We start from the raw sequence: 24,825 nt of genomic DNA on the forward strand, positions 1-24,825 counted from the left end.
ATTTCCTTTACAGAGGGTTGGATTTGCCGGTTCCCGGCATGGCGGCGTAGACATCCGTGCGCCGGTCGCGCAGCACATGGTTGAATGCGTTGAACATGCGGCCAGACCGGATCTGCGGCAGATCGATCGCCGCGTACAGGATTTCCTCCTGGTCTTGGCTCGCAGGGCCGGCCAGCGGCCATCCGTCGCTGCCAACGATCAGACTCTGGCCAATGAAGGCTTGCCCACGCTCCGTGCCGATCCGGTTGGCGCAGGCGACCATCAGGCCGTTGCAATGCGCGGCTGCCATCGTGAGGATCGCGGCCATCACCGGCAGCCCCTGCGCTTGCGGCATCGGAACCCAGTTCGTCGGCACGCAGACGATGTCGGCACCTTGTATGGCGGCCAGCCGGAACACCTCGGGAAACCACCCGTCGTAGCAGATGGCGAGCGAGATGCGTCCCACCGGCGTATCAAAGACCGGCACGCACAGTTGGCCTGGCGTGAAAAAGCGGCTTTCGTGGTTCCAGAGATGGAGCTTGCGGTATTTGCCGATGACTCCCGAGGGGTCGAGGAAAATCGCGCAGTTGTAGAGTTGCTGCGCTTCGCGCTCGGCGATCCCGGCAACGATGCAGACACCAAGACGCTGCGCTGCATCCGCCCACGCCTGCGCGCTCTCACCGTGCGGGAGTTCCTCCGCCAACGCATGGGCCTCCTGGCGGTCGGAAAACACGTAACCCGTGTTGCTCAGTTCCGGAAGCACCACCAGGGACGCACCGTTTCTTGCCGCCTCCTCGATGCACCGGATCGAGCGCGCAAGATTCTCGCGTTTTTGCCCGATGCGGGGCGCCATCTGCACGCAGGCCACCATGGGGCCATGCATGCCTTGCGCAGCCTTGCCACGCGGAAGGGGGTTCATCTTGCTCTCCAAAAAACAAAAAGCCCCCGGACCGGCGCGGTAGCGCAAGTTCGGGGGCTGCATAGCCTCGCATGTTGTAGCGCGGCATTGTTGCCGCTGGTTGCCGAGTGCGCGATGTGCGGCACTGGAAACCGTGGCCGCGAGTCTACGCAGCCCCTGTCCGACCCGTCAATCCCATGCGCCGCATATCAGGGAAAACACCCCGTCCCACCGGCCTCTCATCGTTTCGTGTGGAATCCGGCATGCACGTCTGTGCTTGTGCCTGCCACGTCAATACCACACGAGGCTCGCCAAGCCTTGGCGCGTCCTTGCACGTGGGGAACGTTTTATCCTTGAAAATTCCATAGAATTGCGAATCAAGGATAAATCATGTTCTCCGACCTGTCCCCCAACCAAGCCAAAGCCTTCGTGGATGCGGAGCAGGGCTACCGGGCGCACCGGGACGCTCAGGAGAAAATGCACCCCTACAAGGGCGGGATGCACTGGAAGCACATTGCGGGCAAACAGTACCTCTACCGCACCCTGGATAGCAAGGGCACGGCCAAGTCCCTTGGGCCCCGGTCGGAAGAAACCGAAGCGTTGCACTCCAGCTTCCGTCAGCGACGCAGTGAGCTGGAGCACCGCCTGGTATCACTGGATGCCCGCGTCCAGGAGCAAACGCGCATGGCGCGGGCGCTCCGCGTGGGTGCGGCGCCCCGGGTGCTCGCGGGGGTGTGCCGTGCGCTGTGCGAACACGGGCTCATGGGCAGGAACGTGCTCATCATCGGCACCAATGCCTTGTACGCCTACGAAGCGTTGGCCGGTGTGCGCCTGCAAAGTGACGTGACGGCCACGCAGGACATGGACGTGCTGTTCAAGCACAAGCTCCGTTTGAAGGCCGTGGCACGGAACATGGGGCCAGAGGGCTTTTTGGGTGTGCTCAAGACCGTGGACAAGAGCTTCGAGATCAGCGCGACGCAGCCCTTTCGTGCCATCAACGCGGATGGCTACATGGTGGACTTGATTCGACAAACGCCCACGCCCCCGTGGAAGTCCGAGCCACACAACCTGGGCGCGCGGGATGCTTTCGTCGCGGCAGACATCCCCAACATGAAGTGGATGCTCTCGGCCCCCAGCCTGCGCCAGTTCGTATTGGCTGACAACGGCACGCCCTTCGAGATGGAAGTGCCCGACCCCAGGGCATTCATGCTGTTCAAATCCTGGCTCTCAATGCAAGCCGATCGGGATCCCGTCAAACGGCCTCGCGATGCGCTGCAGGCTCGGCTGCTGTCCGCGTTACTGCGGGAGCGGCTAGCGCAATTCCCGATGGACGGGCCATCGATGAAGACGTTCCCGAAGGTGTTGGTTGAAAGCAGCTACGCAGCACCCATCGACCCACGGCCCGGTCCATCGACGCAAGCCAAGCCGAACGCGACGCGGTCATCAGGACGCATCCGGGGCACGCACCCGTCCGCCCGAACTTGATGCATGGATTCACGGATTGACGCGAGGCAACACCTGGTCCATCTTCTGCCCGACGCTGAGCACCCGCCCTTTTCACCCCCGACTCCCTCCCTCCATGCAAAGGTCTGCCATGACACAAAAATCCCGATTCCTGATTCCCCTGGCGCTGGCTGCGCTGTTGTCGGCAACGGCGAACGCGCAGGAACTGCTCGTCAAGATCGGCCACACCGGCCCCTTGTCCGGTCCGAACGCGTTCGCGGGCAGGGACAACGAGAACGGCGTGCGCCTGGCGATCGAAGAGCTGAATGCGAAGAAGATCATGGTCACGGGCAAGACGCTGAAGTTCGAGCTGCTGTCCGAGGACGACCAATGCGACGCCCGCACCGGCGTCAGCGTCGCGCAAAAGCTGATCGACAGCGGCGTCCGGTTCGTCATGGGACCGTATTGCTCGGGTGTGGCGATTCCTGCGTCGCGCGTGTACAGCGAGGGCGGCGCCATGCTCTCGACCGTGGCGACCAACCCCAAGGTCACCGAGAACGGCTACAAGAACCTGTTTCGCATCACGGCCGGAGACTCCCAGATCGGCTCGAACATGGCGATCTACGTGGCCAAGGTGCTCAAGCTGAGCAAGGTCGCCGTGATCGACGACCGCACTGCCTACGGCCAGGGCGTCGCCGAGCAGTTCACCAAGGAAGCCCAAAAACAGGGGCTGACCGTGGTCGGCCAGGAGTTCACCTCCGACAAGTCCACCGATTTCATGGCCATCCTGACCAGCCTCAAAGCCAAGCAGCCGCAGGCGATCTTTTTTGGCGGCTACGCGCCGCAGGCCGCACCCATGGCACGCCAGATGAAGCAGCTGGGACTGCCGGCCAAGCTGATCGGCGGCGACACCCTGTGCAGCGCGGAAATCGGCAAGCTCGGCGGTGACGCGGTGAACGACACCGTGATTTGCGCCCAGGGCGGATCGATGCTCGACAAGCTCGCCAACGGCCCGTCCTTCAAGGCCAAGTACAAGGCGCGCTTCAACCAAGATCCCGATGTCTACGCGGCCTCGTTCTACGACCAGATGCTGTTCATCGGCGACAGCATGCAAAAGATCCAGTCCATCGAGCCGGCCAAGGTCGGCGCGAAGATGTACCAGTCCAACTACCAGGGCGTGGCAACCACCTATGGCTACGACGACAAGGGCAACCTTCAGCAGGCGCCGATCACGGTGCTGACCTTCAGGAACGCCATGCCCGTGCCGCTGGAGAGCCATTGATTCGGCGCAGAACGTGCAGCGCATACAGATCCTGGATTCACACACCGGCGGTGAACCCACGCGGCTCGTGCTCGGCGGCTTTCCTGATCTGGGCGCCGGCAGCATGGCCGAGCGCCGCGCGCGGCTCGCGCAGCGGCACGATGCCTGGCGCGCAGCGACGGTGCTGGAGCCGCGCGGCAACGAGGTCATCGTGGGCGCCGTGCTCTGCCCGCCCGTGGACCCGGCGAACGCCGCCGGCGTGATCTTCTTCAACAACACCGGCTACCTCGGCATGTGCGGCCACGGCACCATCGGCTTGGTGGCGTCGCTCGCCTACCTGGGCCGCATCGCTCCCGGCGAGCATGGAATCGAAACGCCGGTGGGCACCGTCCGCACCACGCTGCACGGCGACGGATCGGTCAGCGTGCGCAATGTGCCCGCGTACCGCCTGCACCGCGAACTGGCGGTGCAGGTGCCCGGCCACGGCAGCGTGGTGGGCGACGTGGCCTGGGGCGGCAACTGGTTCTTCCTGGTGTCCGACCATGGCCAGCGCGTGGCCAGCGACAACCTGCCGGCGCTGATCCGCTACAGCTGCGCCATCCAGCAGGCGCTGCTGGCGCAGGGAATCCGCGGCGACGACGGTGGCGCGATCGACCACATCGAACTGTTTGCCGACGACGCGCAGGCCGACAGCCGCAACTTCGTTCTGTGCCCTGGCCAGGCCTACGACCGATCCCCTTGCGGCACCGGCACCAGCGCCAAGATCGCCTGCCTGGCCGCTGACGGCCGGCTGCAACCCGGCGAAGTGTGGCGCCAGGCGGGCATCATCGGCAGCCAGTTCGAGGCCAGCTACACCTTGCACGGCGGCAGGGTCGTCCCCACCCTGCGCGGCCGTGCGCACATGAGCGCCGAGGCCACGCTGCTGATCGAAGACGGCGATCCCTTCGGCTGGGGAATCCGGCTTCCGCAACCCGCCCTTCGCTGATTCCAGGGCCACGCCGGGCCGTGTGCAGCCAACGCGGGACGGTTTCGCGCATGCGCAGGGTACCGGGGGGCTCATAATCGATTTTGAGCAAAACGCCGCGAGCAGAAGCGTTTTTGTTCACCCGTAATCGATTTTGCGCACAGGAGCCATCGCCGTGAAGGATTTTCCCGCCGACCCCGTGGGCGCCGCGTGGCTGGCCATTGCTTGCCAAGTGGAGTCCATGGCCCGGCTGCCGGTGCTCAGCCAGATTGGGGGGCGGCGCGCAACGCGGGGCGACGCCGGGTACCGGATCGAGACCTGGACCGAGACCATGCGTCCGGCCCCGGACTTGGCAGCGCACCTGCAATTCCATCTGCGGCATGAGCTGCCGCAGATGGAGCCTGGCGCGGCAAGCCATCAAGGAGATCGTCGAGATGCCCGACCAGCAGGCGGACCGGCTCTTGCGATCCATCGAGCAGAACCAGGGCGAACTGAGCCATGCGCTTGCCAAGGAGATGCCCGTGCTCGCCCAACCGCATGTGTGGAGCGCCATGACCGAGGCCGTGGCAAAGGTGTTTCGTGACGAGCCGCCGATGCAGCGCGAGATACTCGATCGCTACCGCCCTGCGCGGGTGCGCTGACGGCTGACCCGGCATCGGGGCACGGGAGACAGGCTTTATTCGCGGTGGTACGGGTGCCCGGCGTTCAGCGACCAGGCACGGTACAACTGCTCGGCGAGCAGCACCCGCACCATGGCGTGGGGGAGGGTCAGGTCCGAGAGGCGGATGCGTTCGTGCGCCGCCTCGCGCAGGGCTGGCTCCAGGCCGTCGGGGCCGCCAATGAGCAGCGCCACGTCGGCTCCACCCAGTTGCCAGCCGCGCAGCCGTTCGGCCAGGGCCAGGGTGCTGAGCGCGGTGCCGCGCTCGTCCAGCGCGACCACGCGCGCGCCGCGTGGCAGCGCCGCTTCGATGCGTTTGCGCTCGGCGGCGTAGATGGTTTGCAAGGTCCTGGAGCCGCGCGCCTCGGCCTTCACGGCCCGCAGTTCCAGTCTGAGTTCGGGCGGGAGCCGCTTGGCGTAATCGTCGTAAGCCGTTTGCGCCCAGTCGGGAACCCGCTGCCCGACCGCGACGATCAGCAGCCTCATGCCTGAGCCGTCCGGTGGCGGGGGGCGTGCGCGCGAGTCGCCACGTCGCGCAGCATGGTGCGACCTCAGCCCTTGCGCACCGGGGCCTTGGCTGCGAGCTTCCGCACGCCGGACGCTTTTTGGGCCACGGGTTTCTTGGCCGCACCGGCACGCGCAACGGCCACCGACTTGCGGGCCGGCCTTGCGGGGACTTTTGCCGCGGGCCTTGCAGCGGCCGCCTTCTTGGCGGGGGCCTTGGCCTTGGTGGCAGTCTTCGCGGCAGCGGCCTTTGCTGCCGGTTTCTTGCCCACCTGATCGGTGGCGGCGGCCGCCGCGGAGACGGGCTTTGCCGCGCCGAGTTTCAGGCGCACCGGCGTGTCGCCCCACAGTTCTTCCAGGCGGTAGTACTGGCGGATCGCGGGCTGCATGATGTGCGCCACGGCGGCGCCGCAGTCCACGATGATCCATTCGGCGTTGTCCTCGCCCTCGACGCGCGGCTTCACGAAACCGGCTCCATGCACCGCGTCGCGCACGCTGGCCGCCAGCGCCCTGGTCTGGCGGTTGGACAGGCCCGACGCCACGATCACCCGTTCAAACAGCGGCGAGAGATGCTCGGTGTTGAAGACCCGGATGTCTTGCGCCTTGACGTCCTCCAGGCCATCGACGATGGCGCGCTGGAGTCGGGTTACGGTTTTTCTGGCAGCGGTTTCCGAGGGGGTCAGGGTGGTCATCAGGCGGTATATGGAAGGGGAATGGGGGAAGGCGTCGGGCCAATATAGCGTGCAACGCAGCGCACGGCCAGTGGAAGTTGTTGTCCCATGCGATGCCGCGCGGGTGTCTGCGCCCGCTCATCCCGGCTCGTCGGCGAGCCAGTCCCGGGGCAGCAGGAAGCGCTGCGTGAGCGCCTCCTCGTCCGGGTCGGCGGCGTCCGGGCGGCGGTACGACCACGACACCAGGGGCGGCATGGACAGCAGGATGGACTCGGTGCGCCCGCCAGACTGGAGCCCGAAATGCGTTCCCCGGTCCCACACCAGGTTGAACTCGACGTAGCGGCCGCGGCGGTACAACTGGAAGTCGCGCTCGCGCGCGCCAAATGGCGTGGCCCGGCGCCTTTCCACGATGGGCAGGTACGCCGCCAGAAAGGCGTCGCCCACCGACTGCGTCATGGCCAGGCCCTGCTCGAAGCCCAGTTCCGAGAAGTCGTCAAAGAACACGCCGCCCACGCCGCGCTGCTCGCCGCGGTGCCGCAGGTGAAAGTATTCATCGCACCATTGCTTGAAGCGCGGGTATTTGTCGGCGCCAAACGGCGCCAGCGCGGCGCGGCAGCAGCGGTGGAAATGCACCGCGTCCTCCTCGAAGCCGTAGTACGGCGTGAGGTCCATGCCGCCGCCGAACCAGCGCAGCGGCGCCTGGCCGGGATGGCCCGCCGCGAGCATGCGCACGTTCATGTGCACCGTGGGCACGTAGGGGTTGCGCGGGTGGAACACCAGCGAGACGCCCATGGCCTCGAACGGCGCACCGGCGAGCTCGGGCCGGCGCTCGGTGGCCGAGGGCGGCAGCCGCGCGCCGCGCACGTGGCTGAAGCCGCAGCCTGCGCGTTCGAACACCAGGCCCTCTTCCATGATCCGGGTGACGCCGTCGCCTTGCAGGGCCGCACCGGGCGGCTTGCTCCAAGCGTCGCTCAGCAAGCGCGCGCCGGCCGGGCCTTCCAGCGCCTCCAGCGCGTCGGCGATGCGCGCCTGCAAGCCCTGCAAATAACCGCGCACGCGGGCCGCGGCGGGCGCCGTGTCCAGGGTCGGGGGGTATTGTGGTGCGTCGATCATCTGGCGGCGATCGGTCCGTCGATCCATCAGCCCTTGAGGGCCCGGAAGCCGATGTCGCGGCGGTACTGCGCGCCGTCGAAGTGGATGCCGCGCGCCAGTTCGTAGACCCGCTGCTGCGCCTGCCGGACGTTGTCGGCCAGCGCCGTCACGCACAGCACGCGGCCGCCCGCCACATGGAGCGCGCCGTCCCGGAGGGTCGTTCCCGCGTGGAACACCACGGCGTCGTCGGCCTCGGCCGGCAGGCCGGTGATGATGTCACCCCGGCGCGGGTCTTCGGGGTAGCCGTGCGCAGCCAGCACCACGCCCAGGGCGGTGCGGCGGTCCCACTGGGGCTCCATCTGGTCGAGCCGGCCATCGGTCGCCGCGCTCAGCAGCTCGAAGAAATCGCTCTTCAGGCGCATCAGGATGGCCTGCGTCTCGGGGTCGCCCAGGCGGCAGTTGAATTCCAGCGTCCTGGGTTGGCCCTTGGCGTCCATCATCAGGCCCGCGTACAGGAAGCCGGTGTACGGAATGCCCTCCTTTTCCATGCCGCGCAGGGTGGGCAGGATGATCTCGCGCATGACGCGGGCGTGCACGTCGGCGGTCACCACGGGGGCCGGCGAGTAGGCGCCCATGCCGCCGGTGTTCGGGCCCTCGTCGCCGTCCTTGAGGCGCTTGTGGTCCTGGCTCGTGGCCAGCGCCAGCGCGCGCTTGCCGTCGCACAGCACGATGAAGCTGGCTTCCTCGCCGGCGAGGAATTCCTCGATCACCACGCGCGCGCCGCCGGGCGCCACGCCGTACTGCTTGTCGCGCAGCATGCAGTCCACCGCAGCGTGGGCCTCGTGCAGCGTCATGGCCACGACCACGCCCTTGCCCGCGGCCAGACCGTCGGCCTTGACGACGATGGGCGCGCCCAGGCGATCGACGAAGGCGTGGGCTGCAGCGGGGTCGGTGAAACTGTCGTAGCTGGCCGTGGGGATGCCGTGGCGCAGCATGAAGGCTTTGGAGAAAACTTTGGAGCTTTCCAACTGCGCGGCGGCCTGGCTGGGGCCGAAGATGCGCAAGCCGTGCGCACGAAACTCGTCCACGACGCCGGCGGCCAGGGGGGCCTCGGGGCCCACCACGGTGAGGGTGATTTTTTCCGACTGGGCCCACTGGCGCAGTTCGCGGATATCGCTGAGGTCCAGGTTTTCCAGCCTGGGGTTCAGCGCCGTTCCGCCGTTGCCGGGCGCCACGTACACCCGGGTGAGCCGGGGGGACTGGCTCAGTTTCCAGGCGATCGCGTGCTCGCGGCCGCCGCTGCCGAGAACGAGAACTTTCATGCCCGCCTCCGGCGTGCCACACCGGGCCGGCCATCCGCACCGGGCAGGAATCGTTGGGGTTTTTTCTTCATATCTTCATAATATCTTCATCGCTTCACAGTGCAGCGTTGTGATAGACCTCTTGGGCGTCGTCGAGGTCCTCCAGAACGTCGAGCAGTTTCTGCATCCGGGCGGCGTCTTCGCCCTCGAGTTCGACGGTGTTTTCCGCGCGCATCGTCACCTCGGCGAGCGCGGGCGCCAGGCCCGCGGCCTGCAGCGCGTTGCGCACGGCTTCGAAGTCGGCGGGCGCGGTCAGCACCTCGATGGCGCCGTCCTCGCCCGTGACCACGTCCTCGGCGCCGGCCTCCAGCGCCACCTCCAACACCCTGTCCTCGCTGCTGCCGGGGGCGAAGATCAACTGGCCGCAGTGCTTGAACTGGAAGCGCACCGAGCCTTCCGTGCCCATGCTGCCGCCGTGCTTGCTGAAGGCGTGGCGCACTTCGGCGACGGTGCGCACGCGGTTGTCGGTCATGGTGTCGATGATGATGGCCGCGCCGCCGATGCCGTAGCCTTCGTAGCGGATTTCCTCGTAGTGCAGCCCTTCGGCATTGCCCGTGGCCTTGTCGATGTTGTATTTGATGCGCTCGGCAGGCAAGTTCGCCGCCCGGGCCTTGTCCATCGCCAGGCGCAGGCGGGGGTTGGCAGACGGGTCGCCGCCGCCGCTGCGCGCGGCGACGGTGACTTCACGCAGAATGCGGGTCCAGACTTTGCCGCGTTTCTCATCCTGCCGCCCCTTGCGGTGCTGAATATTTGCCCATTTGCTGTGTCCTGCCACGGGAAGTCCTTTGCGTTGATTGAATCCCTGCCGGGCGCGATTTTACTTTTGCCCGCGTCCGCCTCCTCCCACAAAATCCCTCGAAATGCGGCCCCCGCTCCTGATGGCCAGGCACGCCGCCACCAGGGCGGGAAAGACCTTGGTGAGCGGTCGGTGACGGTCGGTAATTTCGGTCTACAGTCCACGCAGCGCCCCCGCCGGGGGCATCGCACGCAGCCACCATGATCGACCTGTACTACTGGAGCACGCCCAACGGGCACAAGATCACCCTGTTCCTCGAAGAGGCCGCAATGCCCTACCGGCTCATCCCCGTGAACATCGGCCGGGGCGAGCAGTTCCGGCCCGACTTCCTGAAGATTGCGCCGAACAACCGCATCCCCGCCATCGTGGACCACGCCCCGGCGGACGGCGGCGCCCCGCTGCCGCTGTTCGAGTCGGGCGCGATCCTCCTGTACCTCGCAGACAAGTCCGGGCGCTTTCTCGCGCCCGACCTGCGCGGCCGCAACGCAGCGCTGCAATGGCTGTTCTGGCAGGTCGGGGGGCTGGGGCCCATGGCCGGCCAGAACCACTTTTTCGCGCAGTACGCGCCCGAGCCCATGGCGTACGCGATCGAGCGCTACGTCAAGGAAACCGGCCGGCTCTACGGCGTCCTCGACAAGCACCTGAGCGACGGGCGCGAATACATCGCCGGGGAATACTCCATTGCCGACATGGCCTGCTACCCCTGGGTCGTTCCGCATGCGCGCCAGCGCCAGGACCTGGCCCAATTCCCGCACCTCGCGCGCTGGTTCGCAGCCATTGCCGCGCGCCCGGCCACGGCGCGCGCCTACGCCCAGGCCCGGACCGTTGACAACCCGCCCGCAATGGACGAGGCGGCGAAAAAAATCCTGTTCGGTCAGGACGCTTCCACCGTGCGGCGCCAGGGCCTGTGAACGGTGGACGATCCCTCGCAGGCGCCCCCCATGATGAACCGCGTCACCGTCGTCACCCATCCCCTGGTCCAGCACAAGCTCACGCTGATGCGCAGGAAAGACGCCAGCAGCAACAGCTTTCGCCGCCTGCTGGGCGAGCTGAGCACGCTCATGGCGTACGAAGTCACGCGCGACATGCCGCTGCAGGACATGCCGATCGAAACCCCGCTGGAAGCCATGACCGGCAAGGTGATCGACGGCAAGAAGCTGGTGTTCGTTTCCATCCTGCGCGCGGGCAACGGCTTTCTGGACGGCATGCTCAACGTCGTTCCCGGCGCCCGCGTGGGCCACGTCGGCCTGTACCGCGACCCGGCCACGCTGCAAGCGGTGGAGTACTACTTCAAGATGCCCTCCGGGATGGACGCGCGCGACGTCGTCGTCGTCGACCCCATGCTGGCCACGGGCAACTCGGCGGCCGCGTGCGTGGACCGGATCAAGCGGCTCGATCCGCGCTCCATCAAGTTCGTCTGCCTGCTGGCCGCGCCCGAAGGCATTCACAGACTGCACAAGGCCCACCCCGACGTCCCCATCTTCACGGCCGCGATCGACCGCGAACTCAACGACCACGGCTACATCCTGCCGGGGCTGGGCGACGCGGGGGACCGCATCTTTGGCACCAAGTAGGCCATGCGTTCCATGGCGAGGGCGCGTCATCGGCGCCGGCACTGGCGGCTGCACGGGCCGGCGCAGCCGCCCCGGTAGAATCCCCGGCTCCCTCCGACCCCCCTGCCCCGCTCCCACCCCATGGCCCCTACCCAGCAACCCCAGCAGCAATCCCGACGCATGGCGAATGCGATCCGCGCATTGGCCATGGACGCCGTCCAACGCGCCAACAGCGGCCACCCCGGCGCCCCCATGGGCATGGCCGACATGGCCGTGGCGCTATGGGGCCGCCACCTCAAGCACAACCCGGCGAACCCCCGCTGGTTCGACCGCGACCGCTTCGTGCTGAGCAACGGCCATGGATCGATGCTGCTCTACGCGCTGCTGCACCTGAGCGGCTACGAGCTGCCGATGGCCGAGTTGCAGAACTTCCGCCAGTTGCACAGCAAGACGCCGGGCCACCCCGAGGTGGGACTCACCCCCGGCGTGGAAACCACCACCGGCCCGCTGGGCCAGGGCATCGCCAACGCCGTGGGCTTTGCGCTCGCAGAAAAGCTGCTCGCGCGCGAGTTCAACCGCGCGGGCCACACCGTGGTGGACCACCACACCTACGCCTTTCTGGGCGACGGCTGCCTGATGGAAGGCATCAGCCACGAGGCCGTGTCGCTCGCGGGCGCCTGGAGGCTCGACAAGCTGATCGCGCTGTACGACGACAACGGCATCTCGATCGACGGCCAGGTCGCGCCCTGGTTTGCCGACGACACCCCGGGGCGCTTTGCGGCCTGCGGCTGGAACGTGATCGGCCCCATCGACGGCCACGACGCCGACAAGGTGGCAGCTGCGATCACGCAAGCCAAAGAGCAGACCGGGCGCCCCAGCCTCATCGTGTGCAAGACGCAGATCGGCCAGGGCAGCCCGAACCGCGCGAACACGGCCAAGGCGCACGGCGAGCCGCTGGGCGCCGAAGAAATTGCGCTCACCCGCGAAGCCCTGGGCTGGACGAGCGCGCCATTCGTGATTGCGCGGGACGTATACGCCGACTGGAACGCCAAGGCCCGCGGCAAGAGCGCAGAAATCGCGTGGAAGCAGCGCTTTGGCGCCTACCGCAAGGCTTTCCCGGAACTCGCCGCCGAGTTCGAGCGCCGCATGCAGGGCCGCCTGCCGGCGCATTTCGCGCAACTGGCCGTGGACACCGTGGTCGCCGCGCACACGCAGGGCGAAACCGTGGCCAGCCGCAGGGCCAGCCAGCTGGCGCTCGAAGCCTTTACCGCCGCGCTGCCGGAACTGCTCGGCGGCAGCGCCGACCTGACCGGATCCAACCTCACGCACACCAGGAGCACGCCCCCGCTGCGCTTTGACCCGCAGGGCCAGGTGCTGCAAACCGGGCGCGAAGACGGCGACGGCGGGCAGACCGGCGGGCGCCACATCAACTACGGCGTGCGCGAATTCGGCATGGCCGCCATCATGAACGGCGTTGCGCTGCATGGCGGCTTCATCCCCTACGGCGGCACCTTCCTCACGTTCAGCGACTACAGCCGCAACGCCATCCGCATGGCCGCGCTGATGCGGCTGCGCGTGATCCATGTGTTCACGCACGACTCCATCGGCCTGGGCGAGGACGGTCCCACGCACCAGGCCATCGAGCAGGCCGCGAGCCTGCGGCTGATCCCCAACCTCGACGTTTGGCGCCCCGCAGACACCGCGGAGACCGCCGTGGCCTGGAGCGTGGCGCTGTCCAACGAGGACCGGCCGAGCGCGCTGCTGCTCTCGCGCCAGAACCTGCCCTACGCGCCCAAGCGCAGCCTGGGCGAGATCAGCCGCGGCGCCTATGTGCTGAGCGAACCCGCCGACGTCGGCCTGAAAAAGAAACCCGTGGCCGTGATCATTGCCACCGGCTCCGAGGTGCAGTTGGCGCTGAAGGCGCAGCGCCTGCTGGCCGACCGGAAAATCCCCGTGCGCGTGGTCTCCATGCCCGGCAGCACGGCCTTCGACCGCCAGGACACGCGCTACAAAAGAGCCGTTCTGCCCGCCGGACTGCCGCGCGTGGCGGTGGAAATGGGCGCCACCGACGGCTGGTGGAAATACGGCTGCGCGGCCGTGCTGGGCATCGACCGCTACGGCGAATCGGCCCCCGCGCCTGCGCTGCTCAAGCATTTCGGCTTCACCGAAGAAAACCTCGCGGCCACCGTGCGCGCCGTGCTCGGCGGGCGCCGCAAATAAGCCGCCGCCAGTGGATTTTTGCAGAGCAACTTTGGACAGGGAAAACGCCATGACGATCAAAATCGGTATCAACGGCTTCGGTCGCATCGGCCGCAACGTGCTGCGCTGCGCCATCCTGAACTTCAACGACGTCGAGGTCGTGGGAATCAACGACCTGCTCGACCCCGACTACCTCGCGTACATGCTGCAATACGACTCGGTGCACGGGCGCTTTCAGGGCGCCGTCTCGGTCCAGGGCAACACCCTCATCGTCAACGGCCGCAAGATCCGCCTGACGCAGGAGCGCGACCCCGCCCAGCTGCGCTGGAGTGAAGTCGGTGCCACCGTGGTGATCGAATCCACCGGCCTGTTCCTGGACCATGCCTCGGCGCGCAAGCACCTGGACGCGGGCGCCCACAAGGTCATTCTGTCGGCCCCCTCCAAGGACGACACCCCGATGTTCGTGTTTGGCGTGAACCACGCAAGCTACGCCGGCCAGGCGATCGTCTCCAACGCCTCGTGCACCACCAACTGCCTCGCGCCCGTGGCCAAGGTGCTGCACGACAAATGGGGAATCAAGCGCGGCCTGATGACCACGGTGCACGCCGCCACCGCCACGCAAAAGACCGTTGACGGCCCTTCGAACAAGGACTGGCGCGGCGGTCGCGGCATTCTGGAAAACATCATCCCGTCGAGCACCGGCGCCGCCAAGGCCGTGGGCGTGGTGATTCCCGCGCTGAACAAGAGGCTCACCGGAATGGCGTTTCGCGTTCCCACCTCCGACGTGTCGGTGGTGGACCTGACCGTGGAGCTCGAAAAGCCCGCCAGCTACGAAGAGATCAAGGCCGAAATGAAGGCCCAGTCCGAGGGCGCTCTCAAAGGCGTTCTCGGCTACACCGAAGACAAGGTGGTGGCCACCGACTTCCGCGGCGACCCGCGCACCTCGATCTTCGACGCCGACGCCGGCATTGCGCTCGACGCCCACTTCGTGAAGGTCGTGAGCTGGTACGACAACGAATGGGGCTATTCGAACAAATGCCTGGAGATGGCGCGCGTGGTGTCGCAGGCGCACTGACGAATTGCCGGCCGCCGGCCCCCGTCAGCGCGCGGCCGCCGTTGCCGCGCCGGCGGCCGACTGCGGCGCGCTGGCAATGTGCAGCGTCCGGGTGGGGAAGGCGAACTCGATTCCCCGGGCCCGGAGCTCGCGCATCAGCCCCAGGTTGACGGCCTGCTGCCGGTCCATGTAGACGCCATAGGCCGGGTCTTCGACGATGTACACCACTTCGTAGTCCAGCGAGCTGGCTCCGAAAGCCTTGAAATGCGCCCGGTCGAAGCGCAGTTGCGGCTGCGCTTCGACGAGCTGGCGCACGATGCCCGGAATCGCCTCGGCCTGCTCGGCCGTGGTGTCGTAGGTCACGCCGAAGCCGAATACGATGCGCCGCTGTTCGAGCAGCCGGTAGTTGCTGATGGTCTGCTTGAGCAGGTCGGTATTGGACATCACCACCTGCTCGCCCTGCAGGCTGCGAATGCGCGTGGTCTTCAGGCCAATGGCCTGCACGGTGCCCGAGACGCCGCCGACCACGACGAAGTCCCCGACTTCAAAGGGCTTGTCCACCGCGATGGACAGCGACGCGAACAGATCGCCGAGGATGTTCTGCACCGCCAACGCCAACGCAATGCCGCCCACCCCCAGGCTGGCCACGAAGGCCGTGACGTTCACGCCCAGGTTGGACAAAATGGCCAGCAGGACGACGCTCCACAGCAGGGCGCGCAGGCCCCAGGACATCAGCGTGGCCGAGGCGCTGACCTGCGCCGCGCCCGTCGCGGACGGGTTGCGTTCCACGTACCGGCGCACGCCGATGCCGATGGCGCGCATCCCCCACAGGCCGATCTGCAGCGCCACGGCCACGAACCACAGCTGGCTCAGGCGGCTCTCCCAGCGGCCGGGCAGGTCCAGCAGACTCGCGCCCACGAGCAGCGCCAACGCCGCCATCAGCATGTGGTGCGTGCCCTGGAACACGTCCACCACCGTGCGCGCGGCTGCGCTGTCCGACGCGGCGACCCACAGCTTCGCCCGGCCCGTGAGCAGCCGCAGCGCCACGAGGATGCCCGCATACGTGGCCGCAGCCGCTGCCAGCGCCACCAGCAGGCTCCACAGCGGGACGCCGGCAAAGCTGGTCTCCCGGACCCAGGACAGAAAAGCGGAATACTGCATGCGCATGATCTCCTTTGCGTCATTCGATGCCGCATGACTGTACCCGCATGCGCCGGGGGCCGCGCGCGCTGCGATCAGCGCTGGGCCGCGTGGCCGGCCCGCGCGTCGGCGCTTGGTCCGCTTGGTACGGCGGCTGGCCAACCTGCCAGATGCTGCTGCGCCACCTGGCCCAGGGCGGCGATCCAGGCGCCGTCGTCGTTCAGGCAGGGGATGTAGTGAAACTCCTTGCCGCCCGCATGCAGGAAGGCCGCGCGCAGTTCGATGTCGATTTCCTCCAGCGTCTCCAGGCAGTCGCAGCTAAAGCCCGGGCACACCACGTCCACGCGCCGCACGCCCGCCCGGGCCAGCGCCTGCGCGGTGGGCAGGGTGTAGGGCTCGATCCACCGGGCCTTGCCAAAACGCGACTGGAAGCTGACGCGGTAGCGGTCCGCGCGCAGGCCCAGGCGCTCGGCCAGCAGGCGCGCGGTCTCGCGCACTTCGCGCTGGTAGGGGTCGCCCAGCCGCAGGCTGCGCTCGGGAATGCCGTGAAAGCTCATCAGCAACTGCCCGGGCGGGCCGTGGTGCGCCCAGTGCGTCTCGATGCGGCGCGCCAATGCGTCGATATACCCCGGGTGGTCGTGGTAGCGGTTCACGAAGCGCAGCTCGGGCAGGTTGCGCGTGCGCCCGGCCCAGCGGTAGACGGCGTCAAACACGCTCGCGGTGGTGCAGGCCGAGTATTGCGGGTAGAGCGGCAAAATGAGGATGCGCGCCGCGCCTTCGGCCTGGAGCGCGTCGAGCTGGCTGGCGATCGACGGCTTGCCGTAGCGCATGGCATGGCGCACCAGCAGTGGCTGGGCGGCTGCGTCCAGCCGGTCATGCAGCAGCGCGGCCTGCCTGGCGGTCCAGAGCGCCAACGGCGAGCCAGCGGCCGTCCACACCCTGCCGTATTTCGCGGCCGACCTGGCGGGGTAAACGCGCAGGACGATGCCGTGCAGGATCGGCAGCCACACCAGCCGGGGAATCTCGACCACGCGCCGATCGCTCAGAAACTGTGCCAGATAGCGGCGCACGGCAGGCGCCGTGGGCCCGTCGGGCGTGCCCAGATTGCACAGCAGCACCGCGCTGCGCTCGGCTTGGTCGTGGGGAGGGAGGGAGGCCGGGGCGAGGGGGGAGCGCATGCCGCCATTGTGGCAAAGGCATCGGCAAGCGGCCCGTTTGCTGGAATCGACCCTGGCTATAATTCGACGCTTCGGAGAGGTGGATGAGCGGTTTAAGTCGCACGCCTGGAAAGCGTGTGTGGGCTAATCCCCACCGCGGGTTCGAATCCCGCCCTCTCCGCCGGGAACCCGTCCACACCAGTCTTCACAAGCCCCGCACAGTCCCTGTGACGGGGCTTTTTCCTTGGGGGCGTTGTCCACGGTAGCCCGAAACGGAACATGTGCATCCCGCTACAGCCAGCATCCAATCATGGTACCGACCGTGGTATCGCGTGGGGCGATACCATGACAGTGGAGCCCGCAACGATGGCTGCGTCAGCGCTGCGCACCGGTCAGCGGCCTGGGGCTCGCAAGCGCTCCGTGCCAAGGCTGGATGTGAAGATCAGGTCGCCGCAGCCTCGCCAAGCGACCCAGAATTCAGGCAACAACGCCACGTCAAGATACACTTCGTTACGCCAGCTACGTCCCGTGATGACACAATAAGTCCAACGAGCGCGCTTAGATGCAATCAAGGGCGCTTGCTTTTCCTAAGGGGGTTCACATGAAAACCGCGCAACAAATTCTTGATGCCTACTGGGATGGAATGCTGCCCATTAACCCGATCAAAATTGCAAGCGCCATGGGGATCAAGGTGAAATCTGACCCGTTCTTGCCCGAAAGCGGCAGCGTCGAGGTGAGCGATGGTACGGTCCACATCACCTACAACAGTGCCGAACAAAGCAATCCTCGGTGGCGCTTTACCGTTGCGCACGAGATCGGCCACTACGCTCTTGGTCATTTGGACCGCGTGACCACCAAGATGTTTCGCGACCCCGTGGCAAATTTCTCGACGGGTGCTCAACTCCCCGAGGAGCGCCAGGCCAATCACTTTGCGGCCCAACTCCTCATGCCTGAACGGATTGTGAAATATGTGATGATGGAGAAGGGGGTAAGTACCATTCAGGGGCTCGCGTCTCTGTTTCGCGTCTCCCAAGTGGCAATGAAGTGGCGCTTGGTCAACCTTGGAATGATCCGTGGCTGAAGATTTATCAACTGAAAATGCGCCCATCCAGAATCCTGACGTGACGAACATCGGGCTGGAGGAGCAAAAGCATAAACTGAACACCGAGCAGTGTGTGTTCAAGTGGACTCTTCGTTGTGCAAGCATCTTGTTCTTTGCAGCGATCATCATAGCGGTGATAATACTCTTCATGCTGAATGCGAATCCTCAAATCCATTGGCATGCATCGCTTCTCGTGACCGCCTTTGTGATCCCTCCTACGGTCATCGTGATTGGCCTGCTGCGATCGGTTTCCAAAATGAAAGGAAACGACAAGGACGACCACGGAACGGGTCTGGTTTCCTTGGACATCATCCTGGACATGCTGAAGTTGGCCGTCGGGAAAACTTAAGCCTTGTTCCCTGCGCTGACCCGCTGCAATGGCCAGCGCGGTGCGCCGATCAACGCCCTTGGGTTTCCCAGTGCTGCGGTTCACGCCACTGAACAGAACGGCTTATGCAAGCCTGCGCCGCGCAGTTTGATCTTGTAGCAATCCGGCATGGACATGAGGGCGGCAGCGGGAACCCGGGACGCATCGAGCCTGCGCAGAAGTACTTTGGCAAATTGGGTCCGGATGCTGCCATCGAGCTTGTCCCATTCCCCTTTGGCTTGGGGCAGAAACTCCAGGCGGTAACTGCCTGCTGCTTGGCGCATGCTTCAACGCGTGGTGGCCAAGGGGGATTTCGCCGTTCGGGATTTGGGAGATTTCGCCGTCGTGGCGCGCGCGATGTTTGCCAATTCTTCCCGGGTGACAGGGATCCCCTGATCCGGATCAGCCTGCCAGTCAGTGATTCGTTGCTGAACGAGCGGGATCCATTGCAAATCGTCGAGCATGTCCATCAATGCCTCATAGGTGCGGGCCGGCACAAGATAAGCCGATGGTTTGTTGTGATGCAAGACGACGACGGTCTGCATTCCGGCGTCGCGAATGACGGCAGAGGGATTTTTTTTGAGTTCGGTGATGCCGATCGATGTTTCAGCCAGTACGGCGTTCATGGCGCGTGCTCCAGATGGGAGATGGGGGGTGCGCTCCCATGCTAGCAAATAATGACCATTCAATTGGTCGATTTCACTGTCACTGGGCGCCGCGCAGGGGATGGAGCGCGATGCGCTGCGCCAGCGCCACCAGGGACCGGTCCGCCCCCGCGGGCCCGAGCAGCGAAATGCCCAGCGGCGCGCCCGCGCGCTGCGCCAGCGGCATCGACAGCTGCGGGAAGCCGCCGAGCCCGGCCAGGCACAGCATGCGGATTGCGCGGTTGCGGTAGTCCTCCAGGCTGCTGCCCGTCGCGTTGCGCAGCGGCGCGATGTCCGGCATGCTGGGCATGAGCAGCACGCCGTCGCTGCCCAGCGTCTGCGCCAGCCGGGCGCGAAAGTCCAGGCGGAAGGCGCGCGCGGTGTTTACCTGCGCGTCCGTCACGGCGCGCGACCAGGCGAAACGTTCGGCCACGTCGGGGCCCAGCGGCGGCGCGTAGCGCTCGATCAGCGGGCCGTCGGTGAGCCAGGCCTCGCGCCCTTGCAGGTAGCGGAAGTTCCAGTACATCGCGTCCCAGGATTCGAGGACCACGTCAAGCGGCGTGGCCGGGCCGAGCAGCGACTGCACGCGCTGCGCCGTGCCGTCGAGCGCGTCCCTGACCGGCGCCTCGAGCATGGCCCAGATGTCCTTCGGCCACAGCAGCCGGGGGCGCTGCGGCAGCGGCTTCGCGTCGGCACCCAGCAGCACGTCGGCGACGCGCGCGAAGCTGCCGACGTCGCGCGCGAACCAGCCGCAGGTGTCGAAGCTGGGCGCGAGGTCGAGCGCACCCTCAAGGCTGACGCGGCCGTGCGTGGGACGCAGGCCGTACAGGCCGCAATGGTTCGCCGGCGCGCGCACCGAGCCGCCGGTGTCGGTGCCGAGCGCGAAGTCGCACAGCCCCGAGGACACGACCGACGCCGACCCCGAGGACGAGCCACCGGTGATGCGCTCGCGCGCCGCGCCGTTGAGCGGCGCGCCGAAATGCGCGTTGTTGCCGTTCATCGAGAAGGCGAACTCGTCGGTCACGGTCTTGCCGGCGAAGCGGGCGCCGGCGTCGAGCAGCTTTTGCACGGTCGGCGCGCTGCGCGTCTTGATTCCGGACAACGCGAGCAGGATCGGGTTGCCGCCGCCCGTGGGGTAGCCCGCGACGTCGAACAAATCCTTCACGCCGAAGCGCAGGTCGGCCAGCGGGCCGGTCGGCGCGGCGGGGACGGCAACCGCGGGGTAGGGAACGAAGGCGTGGGCGGGGTCGTGCGGGATCATCATGCGGGGCTCGCTTTCGGCAGTGGGGAAATCCGGTGCGCAGCATGCAGGGCCGCGGCGGCGTCGGTACGGATGCAGCGCACGCGGTGCCCCGGCGCGACGTCGATCACGGCCGGCTGCGCCGTGCGGCAGGCCGCTTGCGCAAGTGTGCAGCGCGGCGCGAAGGCGCAGCCCGGTGGCAGCGCAGACAGGTCGGGCGGCGCGCCGGCTATGGTCTCGAGCCGGCTGCCGCGCGCCAGCGCGCCGTGCGCGCGGCTCTTGAGCAGCGCGATGGTGTAGGGATGGCGCGGCGAGCGGATCAGCGCGCGCGCCGAGCCTTCCTCGACGATGCGCCCCGCGTACATCACGGCGATGCGGTCGGCGAGCTCCAGCGCCGCGCCGATGTCGTGCGTGACGAACAGCACCGCCAGGCCCAGGTCGCGCTGCAACTCGCCCAGCAGCAGCAGGATCTGGATCTGCACCGTGGCGTCGAGCGCGGTCGTGGGCTCGTCGGCGAGCAGCAGCTGCGGGCGGCAGGCCAGCGCCAGCGCGATCATCGCGCGCTGGCGCATGCCCCCCGAGAGCTCGTGCGGATAGGCCTGCAGGCGCCGCCCGGGGCTCGGAATGCGCACGCGCTCGAACAGTTCCAGCGCGCGCCGCTGCGCTTCGGCGGCGGACAGCGTCTCGTGCCGCCGGATCGACTCGACGATCTGCGCGCCGACCGGGTACACCGGGTCCAGCGCCAGCAGCGGCTCCTGGAAGATCATCGAGGCCACCTTGCCACGGTAGTCGGCGAGCCCGGCCTGCGTCAGCGCGAGCACGTCGCGCCCGGCCACGCGGATCTGGCCGCGCAGCTGCGTGCGGCGTTCCGGATGCAGGCGCAGCAGGCTGCGCAGGGTCACGCTCTTGCCCGACCCCGATTCGCCGATGAGCGCGAGCACCTCGCCGCGCTGCAGGTCCAGGCTCACGCCGCTGACGGCCTGCACGGGCTTGCGGCCGCCACAGAAGCTGACGCTGAGATCGCGCAGGCGCAGCAGCGGCTCGCCCGCGGGAGCCGCGCAGGAAGGGGACGCAGGAATCGCAGGAGCGGCCATGGGGTCAGGCGGCCTGCGCCAGTGGATGCCCGCTGCCCGGCGCGTGCACCAGGCAGCTGACGCGCTGCTGCGCCGCAGCGGCGGCCACGCGCGCCGGAATGCGCTGGCTGCACAGCGGCGCTGCGAGCGCGCAGCGCGGGTGGAAACGGCAGCCCGAAGGCGGGTCGATCGGGCTCGGCGGATCGCCGGCGAGCGCCGCCTCCCGGGTGCGCTGTTCGGGGTCCATGGACGGCATGGACGCGAGCAGCGCGCGCGTGTAGGGGTGCGCCGGCGTTGCGTAGAGCGCCTCCGCGGGGCCGATCTCGACCACCTGTCCGAGGTACATGACGAGCACGCGATCGCTCATGTAGCGCACCACGTTCAGGTCGTGGCTGATGAAGACGTAGGTCAGGCCGAACTCGGCCTTGAGGTCGAGCAGCAGGTTGAGCACCTGCGCCTCGACCGATTTGTCGAGCGCCGAAACGGCCTCGTCGAGGAGCACCATGCGCGGTTGCAGTGCCAGCGCGCGCGCGATGTTCACGCGCTGGCGCTGGCCGCCGGAGAGCTCGTGCGGGTAGCGTTCGGCAAAGCGCTGCGGCTCCAGGCCGACGCGCGCAAGCAGGTCGTGCGCGCGCTGCACCGCCGCGCGGCGCGCCACGCCGTGCACCCGCGGCCCGAAGGCGATCGAGTCCTCGACCGTCAGGCGCGGGTTCAGCGAGGCGTAGCTGTCCTGGAACACCATCTGCACTTGGCGGCGAAACTCCGCGAGCGGCAGGTCGCGGCTGCCGACGCTGCGGCCGTCGAACAACAGCTCGCCGGCCGTCGGCGCGATCAGCCGCATCAAGAGCCGCGCGGTGGTCGATTTGCCGCAGCCCGATTCGCCGACCACGCCCAGCGTCTCGCCCTCGAAGACCTCGAAGTCCACGCCATCGACCGCGCGCACCACGCCGCCGCCGCGGCCCAGCAGGTCCTTCTTCAGCGGGAAGTGCTTGTGCAGCCCGCGCACCGTGAGCAGGGGCTGCGCGGGGTCCGCGCTGCCGGTCATCGCGGGCACCGTGTGCATTGCCTCATTCCTTGTTGTCCAGCGCCGAACGCAGCCCGTCGGAGAGCAGGTTGAACGCGATCGAGGTGACGAAGATCATCGCGCCGGGCAGCGCCGCCACCCAGGGCTGCACGTAGATTGCGGTGCGCAGGGTGTTGAGCATCAAACCCCATTCGGGCTCCGGCGGCTTCACGCCCAGGCCCAGGAAGGACAGGCCCGAGGCCAGGATCATCGAGACCGCGATCAGGCTGCTGGCGTAGACGAAGATCGGCCCCAGCACGTTGCCCAGCACGTGCACGATGGTAAAGGCCCCGGCGCCCGAGGCTTCCACGGTCCGCGCTGCCGGTCATCGCAGGCACCATGTGCATTGCCTCATTCCTTGTTGTCCAGCGCCGAACGCAGCCCGTCGGAGAGCAGGTTGAACGCGATCGAGGTGACGAAAATCATCGCGCCGGGCAGCGCCGCCACCCAGGGCTGCACGTAGATTGCGGTGCGCAGGGTGTTCAGCATCAGGCCCCATTCGGGCTCCGGCGGCTTCACGCCCAGGCCCAGGAAGGACAGGCCCGAGGCCAGGATCATCGAGACCGCGATCAGGCTGCTGGCGTAGACGAAGATCGGCCCCAGCACGTTGCCCAGCACGTGCACGATGGTAAAGGCCCCGGCGCCCGAGGCTTCCACGGTCCGCGCTGCCGGTCATCGCAGGCACCATGTGCATTGCCTCATTCCTTGTTGTCCAGCGCCGAACGCAGCCCGTCGGAGAGCAGGTTGAACGCGATCGAGGTGACGAAAATCATCGCGCCGGGCAGCGCCGCCACCCAGGGCTGCACGTAGATTGCGGTGCGCAGGGTGTTCAGCATCAGGCCCCATTCGGGCTCCGGCGGCTTCACGCCCAGGCCCAGGAAGGACAGGCCCGAGGCCAGGATCATCGAGACCGCGATCAGGCTGCTGGCGTAGACGAAGATCGGCCCCAGCACGTTGCCCAGCACGTGCACGCGCACGATGGTGAAAGCGCCCGCACCCGAGGCGCGCGCGGCTTCCACGTAGTCGCGTGCGCGCACCTGCGTGCTCACGCTCTCGGCGACGCGCGCGATCTGCGGGACGAACACGATGCTCAGCGAGATCAGCGAATTCACCACGCCCGCGCCGAGCACGCCCGAGAGCGCGATCGCGAGCAGCACCGAGGGGAAGGCGTAGAAGACGTCGATGCTGCGCATGATCACGGTGTTCACGAGGCCGCCCGCGTAGCCCGCGAGGATGCCGATCGCCGCGCCGATCACGAACGCGCAGAGCACCGGCGTGATGCCGATGAACAGCGACAGCCGCGCGCCGACGATCAGGCGCGAGAGCATGTCGCGGCCCAGTTCGTCGCTGCCCAGTGGCAGGCCCTCGGTGCCGATCGGCTTGAGCCGCTGGAGCATCGACGCTGCATAGGGGTCGGCCGGCGCGATCCAGGGGCCGAAGAGCGCCAGGGCGAGCAGCAGCACGATGACCAGCGCCGCGCCCAGCGCCACCGGGTCGCGCGCAAAGCGCCGCGTGGCGCCGCTCCAGTAGCCGCGCGAGCGCGGCAGCGCCGGCAGCGCGTCCGGGAGCGCATGCGGGGAGAGGGCGGGAATCGTTGCGGACATCGGTTCAACCGGGGACGGGGCGCTTCATGCTCTTGCGATGCGCGGGTCGAGCAGCGTCTGCAGAACGTCGACGAGCAGGTTCAGCAGCACGAAGAACAGCGCCAGCACGAGGATGGTTCCCTGCAGCAGCGGCAGGTCGCGCTGGAAGATCGCCGCGTTCAGCAGGAAGCCGGTTCCGGGCCAGGAGAACACCGTCTCGATCAGGATCGACCCGCCGAGCAGGTAGCCCAGTTGCAAGCCCATGACCGCGAGCGCAGTCGGCGCTGCGTTCTTCACCACGTGGCGGAACACGCCGAAATGCGTCAGGCCCTTGGCGCGCAGGCCGACGATGAACTCCTGCCCGAGAATCTCGGCCACCAACGCGCGCACCGTGCGCGCGATGATTCCCATGGGAATCACCGACATCGTGAGCGCCGGCAGCACCAGGAACTGCAGGTGCGCCCAGTCCCAGGCCCAGTCCTGCGATCCGTCCGGCCCGGCGCCGGTCGCGGGCAGCCACATGAGCTGCGAGGAGAAAACGATCACCAGCACCATGCCCAGCCAGTAGTGCGGAACGCTCACGCCGAGCACCGAGAGCGTGGACGCGGCGCGGTCGATCCAGGAGCCGCGAAAGTAGCCGGCGACGAAGCCGAACAGGCAGCCCAGGACGAAGCCGATCGCGGTCGCCACGAACGCCAGGCGCAGCGTGTTGCCGACCGCGTTCAGCACCTCGCCGGCGACCGCCCGGTTGCTCGCGATCGAAACGCCCAGGTCCCCGTGCAGCGCGCGCCAGACCCACAGCCCGAACTGCTCGGGCAGCGACCGGTTGAAGCCGTAGAGCACGCGCAGCTGCGCCTGCAACTCGGCCGAGGCGTCGGGCGGCAGGATGGACACCAGCGGGTCGCCCGGCGCCAGATGCACGAGCACAAAGCACAGGAAGGCCACGCCGACCATGATCGGGATGGCCTGGCAGACGCGGCGCAGCAGGTAGGAGAACATCGGCGGTGCGGGGCGCGCTGTCAG

25 protein-coding genes, 1 tRNA gene and 2 pseudogenes are annotated in these 24,825 nt (G+C 67.5%); 11 read left to right on the plus strand and 17 right to left on the minus strand.

Annotated elements, in window-relative coordinates; translation table 11 throughout:
* Positions 1–7 precede the first annotated feature (7 nt).
* The gene (locus tag D5041_RS20405) at positions 8–898 is read right to left on the minus strand and encodes a nitrilase family protein (protein WP_050809429.1); all 891 of its coding nucleotides are present in this window, start codon (positions 896–898) and stop codon (positions 8–10) included.
* A 369-nt stretch (positions 899–1,267) separates the two neighbouring features.
* Here D5041_RS20405 and D5041_RS20410 point away from each other — a divergent pair, with 369 nt between their 5' ends.
* From D5041_RS20410 to D5041_RS20425, 4 genes are all read left to right on the plus strand, one after another.
* A complete protein-coding gene (locus D5041_RS20410; protein ID WP_265285616.1) occupies positions 1,268–2,362 on the plus strand; it encodes a GSU2403 family nucleotidyltransferase fold protein in 1,095 nt (364 codons plus the stop codon).
* A gap of 109 nt (positions 2,363–2,471) precedes the next feature.
* Positions 2,472–3,602, plus strand: coding sequence for a branched-chain amino acid ABC transporter substrate-binding protein (locus D5041_RS20415; RefSeq protein WP_265285617.1), 1,131 nt, complete (start codon positions 2,472–2,474; stop codon positions 3,600–3,602).
* 13 nt (positions 3,603–3,615) lie between these two features.
* Entirely contained in the window at positions 3,616–4,566 is a 951-nt protein-coding gene (locus tag D5041_RS20420) for a 4-hydroxyproline epimerase (protein WP_265285618.1), read from the plus strand.
* Positions 4,567–4,925: 359 nt separating this feature from the next.
* Complete coding sequence (locus D5041_RS20425; RefSeq protein ID WP_265285619.1) at positions 4,926–5,186, plus strand: hypothetical protein; 261 nt, start codon at positions 4,926–4,928, stop codon at positions 5,184–5,186.
* A gap of 35 nt (positions 5,187–5,221) precedes the next feature.
* On the opposite strand, the gene rlmH is transcribed toward D5041_RS20425, so the two are convergent.
* The 5 genes from rlmH to D5041_RS20450 form a co-directional block, all read right to left on the minus strand.
* Positions 5,222–5,689, minus strand: coding sequence for a 23S rRNA (pseudouridine(1915)-N(3))-methyltransferase RlmH (rlmH, locus tag D5041_RS20430; RefSeq protein ID WP_010100531.1), 468 nt, complete (start codon positions 5,687–5,689; stop codon positions 5,222–5,224).
* A gap of 65 nt (positions 5,690–5,754) precedes the next feature.
* Entirely contained in the window at positions 5,755–6,399 is a 645-nt protein-coding gene (rsfS, locus tag D5041_RS20435; RefSeq protein ID WP_265285620.1) for a ribosome silencing factor, read from the minus strand.
* Positions 6,400–6,516: 117 nt separating this feature from the next.
* The gene (gene hemF / locus D5041_RS20440; protein WP_265285775.1) at positions 6,517–7,491 is read right to left on the minus strand and encodes an oxygen-dependent coproporphyrinogen oxidase; all 975 of its coding nucleotides are present in this window, start codon (positions 7,489–7,491) and stop codon (positions 6,517–6,519) included.
* A 26-nt stretch (positions 7,492–7,517) separates the two neighbouring features.
* Complete coding sequence (purD, locus tag D5041_RS20445; protein ID WP_265285621.1) at positions 7,518–8,792, minus strand: phosphoribosylamine--glycine ligase; 1,275 nt, start codon at positions 8,790–8,792, stop codon at positions 7,518–7,520.
* A 94-nt stretch (positions 8,793–8,886) separates the two neighbouring features.
* Positions 8,887–9,606, minus strand: coding sequence for a YebC/PmpR family DNA-binding transcriptional regulator (locus tag D5041_RS20450; protein WP_265285622.1), 720 nt, complete (start codon positions 9,604–9,606; stop codon positions 8,887–8,889).
* Between the two features lie 221 nt (positions 9,607–9,827).
* Here D5041_RS20450 and D5041_RS20455 point away from each other — a divergent pair, with 221 nt between their 5' ends.
* The 4 genes from D5041_RS20455 (at position 9,828) to gap (ending at position 14,454) form a co-directional block, all read left to right on the plus strand.
* Positions 9,828–10,538 carry a glutathione binding-like protein gene (locus D5041_RS20455; protein WP_265285623.1) on the plus strand — a complete coding sequence of 237 codons (711 nt, stop codon included), beginning with the start codon at positions 9,828–9,830 and terminating at the stop codon, positions 10,536–10,538.
* Between the two features lie 33 nt (positions 10,539–10,571).
* Positions 10,572–11,201 carry a uracil phosphoribosyltransferase gene (gene upp / locus D5041_RS20460; protein WP_010100520.1) on the plus strand — a complete coding sequence of 210 codons (630 nt, stop codon included), beginning with the start codon at positions 10,572–10,574 and terminating at the stop codon, positions 11,199–11,201.
* Positions 11,202–11,321: 120 nt separating this feature from the next.
* Positions 11,322–13,400 (plus strand): transketolase, encoded by a 2,079-nt coding sequence (gene tkt, locus D5041_RS20465; protein ID WP_265285624.1) that lies wholly within the window; start codon positions 11,322–11,324, stop codon positions 13,398–13,400.
* 49 nt (positions 13,401–13,449) lie between these two features.
* Positions 13,450–14,454, plus strand: coding sequence for a type I glyceraldehyde-3-phosphate dehydrogenase (gene gap, locus D5041_RS20470; RefSeq protein WP_265285625.1), 1,005 nt, complete (start codon positions 13,450–13,452; stop codon positions 14,452–14,454).
* Between the two features lie 24 nt (positions 14,455–14,478).
* Here the strand turns inward: gap and D5041_RS20475 are convergent, their stop codons facing one another.
* Positions 14,479–15,594 (minus strand): mechanosensitive ion channel family protein, encoded by a 1,116-nt coding sequence (locus D5041_RS20475; protein ID WP_265285626.1) that lies wholly within the window; start codon positions 15,592–15,594, stop codon positions 14,479–14,481.
* A 74-nt stretch (positions 15,595–15,668) separates the two neighbouring features.
* Complete coding sequence (hemH, locus tag D5041_RS20480) at positions 15,669–16,751, minus strand: ferrochelatase (RefSeq protein ID WP_265285627.1); 1,083 nt, start codon at positions 16,749–16,751, stop codon at positions 15,669–15,671.
* A gap of 73 nt (positions 16,752–16,824) precedes the next feature.
* On the opposite strand from hemH, the gene D5041_RS20485 reads away from it, so the two are divergent.
* The 3 genes from D5041_RS20485 to D5041_RS20495 all read left to right on the plus strand — a co-directional run bounded on the left by D5041_RS20485 (position 16,825) and on the right by D5041_RS20495 (position 18,181).
* A tRNA-Ser gene (locus tag D5041_RS20485) sits at positions 16,825–16,911 on the plus strand.
* Between the two features lie 420 nt (positions 16,912–17,331).
* Positions 17,332–17,811 (plus strand): ImmA/IrrE family metallo-endopeptidase, encoded by a 480-nt coding sequence (locus tag D5041_RS20490; RefSeq protein ID WP_265259241.1) that lies wholly within the window; start codon positions 17,332–17,334, stop codon positions 17,809–17,811.
* The gene (locus tag D5041_RS20495; RefSeq protein WP_265285628.1) at positions 17,804–18,181 is read left to right on the plus strand and encodes a hypothetical protein; all 378 of its coding nucleotides are present in this window, start codon (positions 17,804–17,806) and stop codon (positions 18,179–18,181) included. Before D5041_RS20490 ends, D5041_RS20495 begins: the two co-directional genes overlap by 8 nt.
* Positions 18,182–18,261: 80 nt before the next feature.
* Here the strand turns inward: D5041_RS20495 and D5041_RS20500 are convergent, their stop codons facing one another.
* From D5041_RS20500 to D5041_RS20540, 9 genes and pseudogenes are all read right to left on the minus strand, one after another.
* The gene (locus D5041_RS20500) at positions 18,262–18,483 is read right to left on the minus strand and encodes a type II toxin-antitoxin system RelE family toxin (RefSeq protein WP_265285629.1); all 222 of its coding nucleotides are present in this window, start codon (positions 18,481–18,483) and stop codon (positions 18,262–18,264) included.
* Between the two features lie 3 nt (positions 18,484–18,486).
* Positions 18,487–18,825, minus strand: coding sequence for a type II toxin-antitoxin system prevent-host-death family antitoxin (locus D5041_RS22265; protein WP_265285630.1), 339 nt, complete (start codon positions 18,823–18,825; stop codon positions 18,487–18,489).
* A gap of 79 nt (positions 18,826–18,904) precedes the next feature.
* The gene (locus D5041_RS20510; protein ID WP_407702311.1) at positions 18,905–20,107 is read right to left on the minus strand and encodes an amidase; all 1,203 of its coding nucleotides are present in this window, start codon (positions 20,105–20,107) and stop codon (positions 18,905–18,907) included.
* Entirely contained in the window at positions 20,104–21,177 is a 1,074-nt protein-coding gene (locus D5041_RS20515; protein WP_265285631.1) for an ABC transporter ATP-binding protein, read from the minus strand. The genes D5041_RS20510 and D5041_RS20515 overlap by 4 nt, the downstream gene beginning before the upstream one ends.
* 4 nt (positions 21,178–21,181) lie before the next feature.
* Positions 21,182–22,219, minus strand: a complete 1,038-nt coding sequence (locus D5041_RS20520) for an ABC transporter ATP-binding protein (RefSeq protein WP_265285632.1) — start codon at positions 22,217–22,219, stop codon at positions 21,182–21,184.
* Positions 22,220–22,223: 4 nt separating this feature from the next.
* Positions 22,224–22,523 (minus strand): annotated as a pseudogene (locus tag D5041_RS20525) (ABC transporter permease); the annotation flags it as partial.
* Positions 22,524–22,570: 47 nt separating this feature from the next.
* Positions 22,571–22,870: pseudogene (locus D5041_RS20530) on the minus strand (ABC transporter permease); the annotation flags it as partial.
* 47 nt (positions 22,871–22,917) lie between these two features.
* The gene (locus tag D5041_RS20535; RefSeq protein ID WP_265259248.1) at positions 22,918–23,823 is read right to left on the minus strand and encodes an ABC transporter permease; all 906 of its coding nucleotides are present in this window, start codon (positions 23,821–23,823) and stop codon (positions 22,918–22,920) included.
* A 24-nt stretch (positions 23,824–23,847) separates the two neighbouring features.
* Positions 23,848–24,801: an ABC transporter permease gene (locus tag D5041_RS20540; protein ID WP_265285633.1), complete on the minus strand. Its 954-nt coding sequence runs from the start codon at positions 24,799–24,801 to the stop codon at positions 23,848–23,850.
* Between the last annotated feature and the right edge of the window lie 24 nt (positions 24,802–24,825).

This window comes from Verminephrobacter aporrectodeae subsp. tuberculatae (assembly GCF_026127385.1).
Lineage (GTDB): Bacteria > Pseudomonadota > Gammaproteobacteria > Burkholderiales > Burkholderiaceae_C > Acidovorax > Acidovorax aporrectodeae.